The following is a 13,778-nucleotide window of genomic DNA, read 5'->3' as shown; positions in this document are numbered from 1 at the left end:
GGCTCCTTCAGGCGACACAGCGCAACAGCAACGCGGGATCGCGCGCAGGATCGAGACGCAGGCGGATGCCTCCCCATTCGAGCGCATGACGCTCGCCGCTGACAAGGTCTTCCACTTCCGCGGCGGGGCGGCGGTCATCGCCGCGGCCGACCATGACGTCGCCGAGCGGAAGCCAGACCTCGCGCGGTTCTGACGACAGTGCAATCGCGGCCGCGATCACATTGCCCTGATCGGCCGCCTCCTTGATGAAGCCGATCACGCCGCCGTCATCGATACTGATAAAGCGCAGATTGACGAATTGTTGCAGCGCCGGATTGCCGCGCCGGATCCGGTTGAGCGTCGCGATGTAAGGCTTGATGTTCCCGTGCTCGTCCCAGTCGCGCACCCTGATCTCGTACTTCTCGGAGTTGAGATATTCCTCGCGGCCGGGCACCGGCGTGTGCTCGAGCAGCTCGAAGCCGCTATAGATGCCATAGCTGCTTGAAAGCGTCGCGGCGAGCGCGAGGCGCGACTTGAACATCCAGGATTCGCCGCTTTGCAGGTGGAAGGGCAGGATGTCCGGTGTGTTGACGAAGAAATTCGGCCGAAAGAAGTCACGCTCGGGATACGAGGTCAACTCGCCGAGATACTGCTCGAGCTCGGCGCGCTGCGTGCGCCAGGTGAAGTAAGTATAGGACTGCGTGAAGCCGAGCTTGGCGAGGCCTTTCATCAGCTTCGGCCGCGCGAAGGCTTCCGAAAGGAACAGCACGTCGGCATCGCGATCCTGTACCTCGCGGATCAGCCATTCCCAGAATGCCAGCGGCTTGGTGTGCGGATTGTCGACCCGGAAGATTTTCACGCCCTGTTCGACCCAGAACAGCACGGTATCGCGCAGCGCACGCCACAGCGCGGCAGCATCCTCGCAGCTGAAGTCGGGATTGACGACATCGTCCCAGCGCTGCGGCGGATGCTCGGCGCTGCGCATCGATCCGTCCGGACGCCGCTTGAACCACTCCGGATGCTCGGTCAGCCAGGGATGGTCGGGCGAGCATTGGACGGCGAGATCGAGCGCGACCTCAAGGCCGTGCGCCTTGCATGCCGCAACGAACGCGCGGAAGCCGTCGAGCGTGCCGAGCTCGGGGTGCACTGCGTCGTGACCGCCTTCGGCCGAACCGATCGCATAGGGACTGCCGGGTTCGCCCGCCTGCGCGATGGCGGCGTTGTTGCGGCCCTTGCGATGCGCCTGCCCGATCGGGTGGATCGGCGCCAGCAGTACGACGTCAAAGCCCATCGCGGCGATATCGGGAAGCCGCGCTATGCAGTCGTTGAACGTCCCGTGCACGCCTGGCCTCCTGCCTTGGCTGCGCGGAAACATCTGGTACCAGGCGCCGCTGCGTGCGCGCGGCCGATCGGCGGTGAGGGGATACAGCTGCGATCGCATCAGGTCGCGGCGAAACTGGCTGCCGGCCATCGCCTCGCGCAATTCGGGTGCCAGCAGCGCGCCCGGCTCGCCGGTCTGCAGAAAGACTTCGCACTGCCTGATGATGACGGCAGCCGCTGCAGGTCCGCCGGCCTGGGCCTGGGTCAGCATGCCGGCGCCTTCAAGCGCGTCCAGCGTGTGATCGCCGCCGTCGCGCTGCTTCTGCGCGAAGCGGTGTCGCCAGCTGGCGAATTGGTCGGTCCAGGCCTCGATCGCGAAACTGTAGCGGCCGGGCCGGTCGGGCACGAAGCTGCCGCCCCAGCGATCGTCGCTGTGCGGCGTCATCGGTGCGGATTGCCAATCGTCGTCGCCTTCGCGCCGCCACACCAATGCCGCCGATATTACGTCATGTCCGTCCCGGTAGATGTCAGCCCACACCTCGACCGGCTCGCCCGCGACGCGCTTGACCGGGAAGCGGCCGCCATCGACCGACGGATAGACATCGGTGATATGAAAAGTGCCATGGGCACTCTCGACAGGCCGGAGGGTTTTGTTCACGGTGATGCCGCCATCGAAAATGCAAATGACGTCCCGACGCCGGGAAGGAGGCGCGCCAGACCCATATAGAAAGCCGCTCGCCGGACAATGGTTCCCGGCGGGAACGCTTGATAGGGTAGAGCGTTGAACATCAACTATCCCTTTCCCGTATCAGTACAATTTAGCAACGATCCCAATACCGTTGCGAGCAAGTAGCGTGCCGAATGGACCTTTACGCCAAAGCCCAGAGCCTGGGAATCCAGACCGAGTATATCGATGGGAGCGGTCACCGCCGTGTGACAACCCCCGAGGCGCTGACGGCGATCCTCGCCGCGCTGCCGCCCCACACGCCGCGGCGGATCGTGATCGACCCCGTGGTCGTCAGAGGCGGCCATGGCGGGCAGACGCAGCTCTCCGAGGCGGCCCGGCTGCCGGTGCAATGGAAGCTCACCAACGGCAGCGCGGTGCTCGCGCAAGGCGAGGCGGATGCGCGGAACGTGACATGGCCGGGCGGCCTCCCCGAAGGCGTGCACCGCTTGCAGCTCACGGACGCATCCGGCAGTGAGGAGCTGCCGCTATTGGTGGCGCCGGACGGTGCGTTTGGCGGCGCGTTCGACCGCTGCTGGGTGATCGCGGTCCAGCTCTACGGCGTGCGGTCCGCGCGCAACTGGGGCATCGGCGACTTCACCGATCTGGAGGGCCTGCTCGCATTCGCGCATCGGCTCGGCGCCGACGGCGTCGGGCTCAATCCGCTGCATGCGCTGTTCGACGATCGGCCCGGCGATTGCAGCCCTTATTCGCCGAACAGCCGGCTGTTCCTCAACGCGCTGTATATCGACGTCGAGAAGATTCCCGAATTCCACATCGATGCGGCGACGCAGGCTGCGCTGGCGCACCTCCGCAGCAACGACATGGTCGACTATGTCGGCGTTGCGGCGCTGAAATGGCCGGCGCTGCGCGCGGCCTTCGCCGCCTTCAAGGCCAATCCCGGCCTCGGCCGCTGGCAGGATTTCGAGGCCTACCGCAGGGAGCAGGGCACCTTGCTGTCGCGCTTCGCCTGCTTCGAGGTGATGCGGCACAAGTTCAACACGCCGTGGTGGGAGTGGCCGGATGATTGGCGGCAGCCCGACGATGCGGCCTGCGCGAAACTGCACCGGGCACGCGACACCGCCGCGGAGGTCGAGTTCGTCGAGTTCGTGCAATGGACCGCCGACCGTCAGCTCGGCGCCTGCCAGGCGCTTGCGCACAAGCTCGGCATGCGGGTCGGGCTCTATCTCGATGTTGCGGTCGGCGTGCAGTCGGATGGTTTCGATGCCTGGAATGAACAGGTCGCGATCTCGCGCCATCTCGGCGTCGGCGCGCCGCCGGATCCGCTCAACACCGCGGGACAGGACTGGGGCCTCGCGGGCTTCAATGCCGCGGGTCTCGAGCAGCGCTCGTTCGAACCGTTCCGGCAGATGCTGCGCGCCTCGATGCACCACGCCGGCGCGATCCGGCTCGACCACGCCTTCGGCTTGAAGCGGCTTTATCTCGTGCCGCGCGGCTTCGGCCCGGCCAATGGCGCCTATGTGCTGATGCCGTTCGAAGCGCTGCTGGCGGCGACCGCGCAGGAGAGCATGGCCAGCCGTTGTGTCGTGATTGGTGAGGATCTCGGCACCGTGCCGCCGGGCTTCCGCGAACAGATGAACGGCTGGGGCATCTGGTCTTATCTGGTCATGATGTTCGAGACCGACGATCAGGGCGTATTCCGCAACGCCGACTACTATCTGCCGGACGCGCTGGTCACCTTCAACACCCACGACCTCTCGACCTATGCCGGCTGGCGCTCGTTCAGCGACCTCAAGACCAAGCGCGCGCTCGGGATCGACCCCGGCGAGACCGACGAAGGGCGCTGGCACGCGCTCGGCCAGCTCGACGACGTGCTGCGCCGCTACGACATCCACCACAACGATTTCTATTCGGTGGCGAGCTTCATGGCGCGGACGGCCTCGCGCATGATGGCGGTGTCGATGGAGGACCTGCTCGGCATCGTCGAGCAGCCGAACATCCCCGGCACCGTCTACGAGCATCCGAACTGGAAGCGGCGGCTGCCGGTCTCGATCGAGCATCTCGCGTCGGCGATCGACATCGACGCGCTCAAGCGGGCAACCCGCGAGCGGTCGCATGCCTGACAACGCGGAGCACGGCGCGTGGCTTCCCGGATCGAAGACTACGGACTGATCGGTGATTGCGAGACCGCGGCACTGGTCGGCCGTGACGGCTCGATCGACTGGCTGTGCTGGCCGGCGTTCGATTCCGATGCCTGCTTCGCGGCGCTGCTCGGCACCTCGCGCAATGGCCGCTGGCAGCTGGCGCCGGCCGAGGCGATCAAGCGGATCTCGCGCCGCTATCGCGCCGATACGCTGATCCTGGAGACCCGGTTCGAGACCGACGGCGGCGTGGTCGATCTGATCGACTTCATGCCGCCCCGCGGCAAGGCTTCCGACGTGGTCCGCCTGGTTCGCGGCGTCAGCGGCCGCGTCAAGATGCACATGGAGCTGGTGATCCGCTTCGGCTTCGGGCGCGATGTGCCATGGGTGAAGAAGAACCCGGACGGCGACGGGTTGCTGGCGATAAGCGGGCAGGACATGACCGTGCTGCGCACGCCGGTCGAGACCCGCGGCCAGGACCTCACCACGATCGCCGATTTCGAGGTCGGCGAGGGCGACAGCGTGCCGTTCGTCCTGACATACGGAGCGTCCTTTCAACCGGTGCCGGGGTCGATCGATCCCGAGGCGGCGCTCAGGGATACCGAGGACTACTGGACCGAATGGTGCAGCCGCTCGACCTATGACGGCGGAGATCTGCGCGGCCTCGTGATGCGCTCGCTGATCACGCTGAAGGCGCTGACCTTCAGGCCGACCGGCGGCATCGTCGCCGCGCCGACCACGTCATTGCCGGAAAAGCTCGGCGGTGCGCGCAACTGGGACTACCGGTTCTGCTGGCTGCGCGACGCCACCTTCACGCTGCTGGCGCTGATGAATTCGGGTTATACCGAGGAAGCGGCGGCCTGGCACAATTGGCTGCTTCGGGCCGCGGCCGGCGCACCAGCCAACATGCAGATCATGTACGGCATACTGGGCCAGCGGCGCCTGCTGGAATGGGAAGCCGGATGGCTGCCCGGCTATGAAGGGGCGCAGCCGGTCCGCGTCGGCAACGCCGCGCATGCGCAGCTGCAGCTCGACGTCTATGGCGAATTGATCGACGCCTTCCATCAGTCCCGCATGGCCAAGCTCAGGCTCGACGAGGAGAGCTGGTCGCTGGAATGCACCGTCGTCGCTCACCTCGCCGATGTCTGGGACCAGCCCGACCACGGCATCTGGGAGCGTCGCGGCGTGCCCCGGCACTATGTGTTCTCCAAGGTGATGTGCTGGGTCGCCTTCGACCGCGCCATCAAGAGCGCCGAGCGGTTCGGCTTCAAGGCGCCGCTGGTGAAATGGCGGGTGCTGCGCGAGGCGATCCATCGCGACGTCTGCCGACGCGGCTTCGATCCCGATCTCAACAGCTTCGTCGAGAGCTACGGCTCAAAGCTGCTCGACGCCAGCCTGCTGCTGCTGCCGTCGGTCGGCTTCCTGCTGCCGGACGATCCGCGCATTCGCGGCACGATCGATGCGGTCGAACGGCACATGATGCGCGACGGCTTCGTGCTGCGCCACGATCCGCGCGAAGTGTCCGATGAGATCCAGCCGATCGAGGGTGCGTTCCTGGCCTGCAGCCTGTGGCTCGCCGACGCCCATGTGCTGGCGGGAGACCTCGACAAGGCGCAGACCATGTTCGATCGCGTGGTGGCGGTTGCCAACGATCTCGGCCTCCTGGCTGAGGAATACGACTCCGGCGCCGGCCGGCAGACCGGCAATTTCCCGCAGGCGCTGACCCATATCGCGCTGATCAACACCGCGCACAATCTCAGCGCGGCACGAGCCGACGCCGAGAAGCCTGCGGTGCAGCGGTCGAGTTGAAGCGCAGGGCCAAAATATCGAAAACAACCCCATGCAAAGGAGCCGGCGGCTGGCGGCTACCGGCGCTCCACAAAGCGCGGCTTGACCCGTCGGGCAAATCAGGGATACATTTCCAATATTCCGAAATTGCGTAGGCGCCTCGCCCGCCCGCAATCAGGAGAGGCGAAGCCGGTTTTCGGTGCCTCCCATTGCGGTGCGGCGCAATAGGCAAGATCATCTCACCTTCGCTGTTCAGTGCAGGTCGACCGGCGGGTACGGCGTTCCCGGCGGCACGCCGAGATAGAGATATTCGATGCCGAACTTGGCTGCGAACGCCGAGGCCGTATCATCGAGCAGGATCTGTCCCCCCGCATTGAGGTGCAACTCCGGCCGGGTGAAGCCATTGAGGGTGAACGCCGGCAGCGTATTCTCGTTGACGAACAGGTCGTCGAATGTGTGCGACACATGGGCGAGATCGGCGAGGTTTCCGGCGAGATCGCTCACGACGGCGCCGTTGGCGTTGAAGCCGGTGATTGCCAGCGGTGACGTCGGCGGATTGCCCGCCGCCACGACATGGTCGAACACCAGCTTGCTCGCATCGCCAAGCAGCGCCGTCGCCGCAGCATCGAAGTTCGCCGTGCCGCCGTCGTTCAGCGAGAGTGTCGGTGACCCGCCCGCGAGGTGAACGGCTTCGTCGAAGTCGAGGGTGAACCGGATCAATGATCCGCCGGTCTGCGTGCCGCTTGCGGGCGTGGCGGTGATGTCAGCGAGGTGGGGCGCGATCGTATCGATCTGCAACGTGCCGGCTGGATTGCCGACGGCGCCGGAGAGGTCGGCATCATGATTGAACTGGTCCTTCATCGTGCCGCCGTTCAGGTCGGAGCCGATGATGGCGAGGTCCGGCGTGTTCTCGCCGGCGGCGACCATGTACTGGTAGGTCAAGGTGTTGGTCCCGCTGCCGCTCAGGAACGACGCGAAGCCGCCGTCATTGAGCAGCAGATGCGGTTGACCGGTGACGGCCACGTTCTCGTCGAAGGTCACGGTGAAGGTCACGACGTGACCGGCATTCAGATCGCCAGACCCGGCCGTGATGCCCGTGCCCGAGGTTGTCACCGACGTCACGCCGGGGCCACCGAAGATGAAATCATCGTCGCTGAGATTGGTCTTGGTCACATTGTCCAATGTCAGGACATTGCCGCCGCCGAAGTCGATGATCGTGTCGGCGCCGACGTTTGTGGCCAGCGCGAGCACCGCTGCGAGGTCGTGAATGCCGGCTGTCTTGAACGATCTGAGATCGATCCTGTCGTCGGTACCGGCGCCGGCGATGAAGTCGGTGATGACATCGGATCCACCGCCGGGCTTGAAGACATAGGTATCGTCGCCGGTACCCAGCATGATCAGATCATTGCCGGCGCTGCCGGTGATGACATCATCGCCGGCACCGCCGTCGATCGTCAGTTTGATCGCCGCGGCGCCGAGCCCGGACGCGTCGATGTTGTCGGCGCCGCCGAAGCCGTTGATTGTCAGAGAGTCATTGGCGGCTTCCTGACCCAAAATCGAAACCTCAGCCGGAAGGCCATCGATCAGGATGGTTCCGCCGCTCTGGGTCACGGTGATCTGATCGATCCCGTTTGTGCCCTCGACCGCCACGGTATCGGCTGCGCCGTCGCCGGTGCCGCTGCCGGCGGTCGCGGAGAGATCGACGAGCACCTGCTTGACGGCGGTGCCGGTCAGGTCGTGGACGGTGACGTGATCCGCGCCGCCGAGGGCATGGTAGGCGATCTTCTCGATGCCGTTGAGGTCCATCGTGATGTTGGCGACGTCCCGGGTGAAACGCACCCGCGAGCCGTTGGCCGAGATGTCGATATTCTCGGCGATATTCGCGCCGTTGAATTGCAGCGTATCCGCGCCGGCCTGTCCTTCGACCGTATCGCTGCCATCGCCGGGATTCCAGATATAGGTGTCGTCGCCGGCGCCGAGCAGCGCGGTGTCGTTGCCTTGGCCGCCGATGACCGTGTCATTGCCGGCGCTGCCGATGATCAGATCGTTTCCAGCACCGCCGTTGATGGTCAGCGCGATCGCTCCCGCCGCGACGCCGGACGCGTTGATCTGGTCGTCGCCGCCCTGTCCGTTGATCTGCAGCACGTCGGTCGCATCCTGGCCATGGACCAGGATCTGAGCGGCTAGGCCGTTGACCAGGATGTCGTTGCCGCTCTGTGTCACGGTAATGATGTCGGCACCCGCGCTGCCGTTGGCGATCACCGTGTCGAGCGCGCCATCGGGGTTGCCGCCCGTGGCGGACAGGTCGATCGCAACCTGTTGGGCATCGGTGCCGGAGAGGTCGTTGACCGTGATCGTGTCCGCGCCGCCAAGGGTGTGGATATCGATCTTCTCGACGCCATTGAGGTCCATCGTGATGTTGGCAACGTCGCGGGTCAGCCTGACGCGGGAGCCGTTGGCGGAGATGTCGAATTGCTCGCTGATGTTCGCGCCGTTGAACACCAGCGTGTCGGTGCCGGACTGCCCCTCGACGATGTCGCTGCCGTCTCCGGGGTTCCAGATGTAGGTGTCGTCGCCGGCGCCGAGCAGGGCGGTGTCGTCGCCGCGGCCGCCGGTCACGGTGTCGTTGCCGTCGCCACCCAGGATGAGATCCGCGCCCTGGCTGCCGATGATCGTGTCGTTGCCGTCGCCGGCGTCGATCGTGAGCGCGAGCTGTCCGGCGGGCAAGGCGGATGCATTGATGACGTCGTCGCCGCCGGAGGCGTTGATCACGAGGGAGTCATTGGCGCCTTCCGGACCGATGATGGTGACATCGGCCGCAAGCCCGCTGACAACGACGTTGCCGCCGATCAACGCAGCGGTGATCTGATCCGCGTTACCGCTGCCGTCGACCGTCACCGTGTCGGCGGCGCCGTCGCCGCCGCCTCCGCTGGCCTGTAGATCCACAGTCACATGCCTGACGTCGGTGCCGGTGAGGTCGTTGACCGTGACCTGGTCGGCGCCGCCCAGCGCCTTGAAGTTGATGTTCTCGATGCCGTTGAGGTCCATCGTGACGTTGGCGACGTCCCGGGTGAAACGCACCCGCGAGCCGTTGGCCGAGATGTCGATCTTTTCGGCGATATTGGCGCCGTTGAATTGCAGCGTGTCGTTGCCGGCGCCACCCTCGACGGTGTCGCTGCCATCGCCGGGATTCCAGATGTAGGTATCGTCGCCATTGCCGAGCAGCGCGGTGTCATTGCCGCGGCCGCCGGTGACGATGTCGTTGCCGTCACCGCCGATCAGCAGGTCGTCACCGTCGCCGCCGGTGATGGTGTCGTTTCCGTCGCCGCCATCGAGCGTCAGCGAGATCAGCGCCGCGAGCCCGTTGCCGGCCGTGATGACGTCGTCACCGCCGCCGGCGTGGAGAACCAGATTCTCGGCCGTGCTGATGTCGACGGAGAGCGGGTCGGGGCTGGTCCGATTCAGGCTGACATGGCTGCCGTTGGCCGCGATGACGAAGACCTCGCTGGCGTCCTCTCCCTGGATCACGGCGGTATCGTTGCCGGCTCCTCCATCCAATGTGACCGGCGGGAGAGCGCCATTGCTGGCGTCGAGCGTGATGGTGTCATCGCCGCCCTGGCCGAAAATGTTGATGGCCGTCGTGTTGGCGGTGGTGGACGGCCCACCCGCGATCGGAACCGCGCCCCCGTCGACTGCGATGACGCCGGCTGCGTCGCGGCTGGTGGTGATGGTGTCGTCGGCGGCATCGCCGATCACGGAGAGGACTCCTGCGGCGAGATTGGCGGTCACGGCCATGAATTGCACTCCGGTCAATATTGGCGGGTCCCGGGGAGCGGACTCGCCGAACTCATGTGATCGGCTGCCACAGGAAAAATTCCTCGATGCGGGCGGCAGCGAACGAATGTGAGGAAAGTGCTTCGAATTCCCGACCGGCTGTGTCGACGGACGGATATTCCGATAGGTCGAGTGGAACCGCGGATTGGTCGGGCGACCGACGTCGCCGCGACAAATGGCCGCGTGATCAGTGTGATCCGATCACATGATCAGTGTGACTCGATCAGATGGGGTGGACTGTAACGGCGATCACGCTGCCGCCCGCGTTCGATCGTGCGGAGCGGGTGATCGTCCGGGCGCTTCAGCGAAGCTCCAGCACCGCGTCCATCGCGCGTGCGAAACCGTCGCGCTCGTTGGTTTCGGTGACATGCGTGGCGCGCGCCTTCACGTCATCGCTGGCATTGCCCATCGCGAACGAGACGCCGCTTCGTGCGAACATCGGCAGGTCGTTCTGCATGTCGCCGATCGTGGCGACATTCTCCAGCGGCACGCCAAGGCGCTTGGCGATGCCCTCGACGAAGGTGCCCTTGTCGTGGCCGGGCGGGGTGACGTCGAGATAATAGGTCTGCGAGCGCACCGCGGTCGCATCATGGCCGACCATCTGCTGCATCTCCGCTTCGCAGCGTTGCAGCAGAGGCACATCCGAGCTGGCACCGACGATCTTGCAGGCCTGGTCGAGATAGGGCGCGAAGTCATCGACGATGGTCGGATCGTGCTTGATCGCGCGCTTCTCATGCGCGTTGTACTCGCCGTCCGGATTGCGCGTCAACCAGCGGTCGTTGGTGAACAGCCAGATGTCGATGCCGCGCTCGCGCAGCAGATCGATGCTGCGCTTAGCGATCGCCGCGGGGATCAAACTCTGTTCGAGCGGCTTCAACTGCGGATCGACGATCGAAGAGCCGTTGAACGCGCCGATCGGCAGCGTGATTTCGAGCGGCGCGAGCAGGAAGCCCATGCCGATCGTCGGCCGGCTGGAGACGATGGTGAAGCCGACGCCCGCTTCATGCAGCTTGCGCACCGCAGCCCTGGCGCCGTCGGTCAGGGTCTTGTCCTTGGTGAGCAGCGTGCCGTCGACGTCGGACACGACAAGAGCGATGCGATTCATGGGCGGTCCAGCTTCAGTTGATTGACGATGTCTTCGATGATGGTGTCGACGGAGCGGTCGATCGCAACCGTGATCGGGCGTTCGTCCGGGGTCGGCGGCTCCAGCGTCTTGAACTGGCTGGCGAGCAGTCCCGGCGGCATGAAATGGTCCTTGCGCGCGGCCAGCCGCGACGCGATCAGCTCCTGCGTGCCGTCGAGGAAGACGATCCGGATATCGTCGCGGCCATGCACCAGGATGTCGCGATAGCTGCGCTTCAGCGCGGAGCAGGCGATCACAGCGCGTTCGCGGACGCCGCAGGCGCGGTCGATCTCGGCGGCGATCGCACGCAGCCAGGGCCAGCGATCCTCGTCGGTGAGCGGCTGGCCGGAATGCATCTTCGCGACATTGCTCGGCGGATGAAAGCTGTCGCCATCCTCGAAGCGCCAGCCGATCCTGATCGCGAGGCGATCGGCGATGGTGCTCTTGCCCGAGCCGGAGACACCCATGACGACCAGCGCGCAGGGGTTTTGCCCGTCACCCAAGGAAGTCACCCAGGAAAGTCATCCACCAAAATCCTCCGGCAGCGCGGCCTTGTCGATCAGCCAGACGGTTTCGCCCAGCGATCGCGCGCGGTTTGCCGGCAGGTTCTCGCCTGCGAACAGGCGCGTCAAGATCGCACGCTTGTTTTCACCTGCCACCTCGAACAGCATCTCGCGGCAGGAGGCGAGGGCGGGCAGCGTCAAGGAGACGCGCGGCACGAACGGCTCGACATTGGCCTTGGGCACCCCAACCACCCAGCGCGGGGTTTCATCGACCGCGGGATAGCCGGGAAACAGCGAGGCGGTGTGGCCATCGGGCCCGATGCCCATCAGCACCAGGTCGAACAGCGGCCGCTGCGGGTCGAGCTGCTCGGCGCCGTAGAACGCCATCAGCTCGTTCTCGTACAGCGCCGCGCTGACGTCGGGATCCCTGAGGTCGGCGGTATCGGTTGCGATCGGGTGGACATTGGCGGCCGGGGCGCAGCGGTCGAGGAAGGCCTGGCGCGCCATGCTCATGTTGTGCAGCTTGTCCTTGCGCGGCACCAGGCGCTCATCGCCGATGAACCAGTCGATGCGGTTCCACGGGATCAGCTCGCGATAGTCCGGCGTCGCCAGCAACTGGTAGAGCGCCTTCGGACTGGAGCCGCCGGTGAGGCAGACCGCGATCCGGCCGGGATTTCCGGCGATGCGCGCGATCACCCGTTCGGCGGCGGTCTTCGCCAGTGCCGCCGGATCGGCGACCGTGATGATCTTGCGCTCGCCGCTCGTCGTCATGGTCAGCCCAGCTTCCGCCAGCTGCGGCCGTCGCGCGTCAGCAGCGCGTTGGCGGCCTCCGGGCCTTCGCTGCCGGCCTTGTAGGGTTGCAGGCCGCGCCCGCCGGCGCTCTTCCAGGCATCGATGAAGGGCTGCACCGCCTGCCATCCGGCCTCGACGCTGTCGGCGCGCTGGAACAAGAGATTGTCGCCGATCATGCAGTCATAGATCAGCGTCTCGTAACCGGTCGACGGCTCGGCCTTGAAGTAGTCCTTGTAGCGGAACTTCATCTCGACGCCGTCGATGTTGATCGCCGGGCCCGGCACCTTGGTGTTGAACTGCAGCTCGATGCCTTCGGTCGGCTCGGTCGAGATCACCAGGTAATTCTGCGACAGGCGGTCGACCGCGGTGTCGCGGAACATCGCGAACGGCGCCTGCTTGAACTTGATCGCGATCTCGGTGCGTTTGGTGGTCAGCGCCTTGCCGGTGCGCAGGTAGAACGGCACGCCGGCCCAGCGCCAATTGTCGATGGTCAGCTTCAGCGCGGCATAGGTCTCGGTCGAGCTGTCGGGCCTGACGTCCGGTGTCTTCAGATAATCCTCGATCTCGGTGTCGCCGATCCGGCCGGTGCGATACTGGCCGCGCACCGAGTTGGACAGCGCTTCCTGCTCGCTCTGGATCTGGATCGCGCTCAGCACCTCGGCCTTCTCCGAGCGCACCGCATGGGCGTCGAAACGCGCCGGCGGCTCCATCGTCACCAGCGACAGCAGCTGGAACAGATGGTTCGGCACCATGTCGCGCAGCGCGCCGGTTGCGTCATAGAAGCTGCCGCGATGGCCGACGCCGAGCTTCTCATCGACGGTGATCTGGATGTGGTCGATGTGGTTGCGATTCCAGATCGGCTCGAACATGCCGTTGGCGAAGCGCAGCACCAGGATGTTCTGGACGGTTTCCTTGCCGAGGTAATGGTCGATCCGGTAGATCTGATGCTCGTCCATCAGTTTCAGCAGCGCTGAATTCAGCGCCCGGGCCGACGCCAGGTCGGTGCCGAACGGCTTTTCGATGATCAACCGCCGCCAGGCGCCGTTCTCCTCCAGCATGCCGGTGCGTCCGAGCTGCTCGCTGATCGGCAGGAAGGCGCTCGGCGGGGTCGCAAGATAGAACAGCCGGTTGCCGCCGGTGCCGCGCGCCTTCTCCAGCTTGTCGAGCCGCTCGTTCATGGCATCGAACGAAGCCGGATCGCGCGGATCGGCTTCGACCGAGGTGACGCATTCGAACAGCCGCTTGGCGACCGCCTCGTCCACCGGTCGGGTGGCGAACTTGCGTAGCCCCTGCATCAGGCTGTCGCTGAGCTGCTCGCTCGACATGCCCTTGCGGACGATGCCGACGACACAGAACTTGTCCGGCAGCAGGTTGCCGGCGGCGAGATTGTAGAGCGCCGGGACGACCAGCCGGTGGGTTAGATCACCGGTGGCGCCGAAGATGATGAAGGAGCAAGGATCGGGTTTCTTCTGCACGTGACCTTCCGTGATTATCTCTAGATCATGATGCGTTTCCACGAAAACGCATCATGATCCGATCTCCTTGTTGAGCATGATCTTTTCGGAAAACCGGTTTCCACTTTTCCGGATCATGCTCCAGGCGCGTTTTCTTCA

8 protein-coding genes are annotated in these 13,778 nt (G+C 65.3%); 2 read left to right on the top strand and 6 right to left on the bottom strand.

What is annotated here, in order from left to right:
* Nucleotides 1-7: 7 nt before the first annotated feature.
* Entirely contained in the window at nucleotides 8-1,957 is a 1,950-nt protein-coding gene (locus tag CK489_RS38370) for an alpha-1,4-glucan--maltose-1-phosphate maltosyltransferase (protein ID WP_095735969.1), read from the bottom strand.
* 203 nt (nucleotides 1,958-2,160) lie between these two features.
* Between CK489_RS38370 and malQ the strand changes: the two genes are divergently transcribed.
* Nucleotides 2,161-4,107, top strand: coding sequence for a 4-alpha-glucanotransferase (malQ, locus tag CK489_RS38365; protein WP_095735968.1), 1,947 nt, complete (start codon nucleotides 2,161-2,163; stop codon nucleotides 4,105-4,107).
* An 18-nt stretch (nucleotides 4,108-4,125) separates the two neighbouring features.
* Nucleotides 4,126-5,934 carry a glycoside hydrolase family 15 protein gene (locus CK489_RS38360; RefSeq protein WP_095735967.1) on the top strand — a complete coding sequence of 603 codons (1,809 nt, stop codon included), beginning with the start codon at nucleotides 4,126-4,128 and terminating at the stop codon, nucleotides 5,932-5,934.
* A 231-nt stretch (nucleotides 5,935-6,165) separates the two neighbouring features.
* Here CK489_RS38360 and CK489_RS38355 read toward each other — a convergent pair whose 3' ends face one another.
* The 5 genes from CK489_RS38355 to zwf form a co-directional block, all read right to left on the bottom strand.
* A complete protein-coding gene (locus CK489_RS38355; protein WP_095735966.1) occupies nucleotides 6,166-9,708 on the bottom strand; it encodes a beta strand repeat-containing protein in 3,543 nt (1,180 codons plus the stop codon).
* 340 nt (nucleotides 9,709-10,048) lie between these two features.
* Nucleotides 10,049-10,852: an HAD family hydrolase gene (locus tag CK489_RS38350; protein WP_095735965.1), complete on the bottom strand. Its 804-nt coding sequence runs from the start codon at nucleotides 10,850-10,852 to the stop codon at nucleotides 10,049-10,051.
* Nucleotides 10,849-11,337, bottom strand: a complete 489-nt coding sequence (locus CK489_RS38345) for a gluconokinase (RefSeq protein ID WP_095735964.1) — start codon at nucleotides 11,335-11,337, stop codon at nucleotides 10,849-10,851. The genes CK489_RS38350 and CK489_RS38345 overlap by 4 nt, the downstream gene beginning before the upstream one ends.
* Nucleotides 11,338-11,391: 54 nt before the next feature.
* On the bottom strand, nucleotides 11,392-12,144 hold the full coding sequence (gene pgl, locus CK489_RS38340) for a 6-phosphogluconolactonase (protein WP_095735963.1): 753 nt from the start codon (nucleotides 12,142-12,144) through the stop codon (nucleotides 11,392-11,394).
* Nucleotides 12,145-12,146: 2 nt separating this feature from the next.
* Entirely contained in the window at nucleotides 12,147-13,640 is a 1,494-nt protein-coding gene (zwf, locus tag CK489_RS38335; protein WP_245350712.1) for a glucose-6-phosphate dehydrogenase, read from the bottom strand.
* Between the last annotated feature and the right edge of the window lie 138 nt (nucleotides 13,641-13,778).

Source organism: Bradyrhizobium sp. UFLA03-84 (assembly GCF_002289535.1).
GTDB classification, from domain to species: domain Bacteria; phylum Pseudomonadota; class Alphaproteobacteria; order Rhizobiales; family Xanthobacteraceae; genus Bradyrhizobium; species Bradyrhizobium viridifuturi.
Note: the sequence above shows the minus strand (reverse complement) of the source record. Positions and strands in the feature narration are given on the sequence as shown.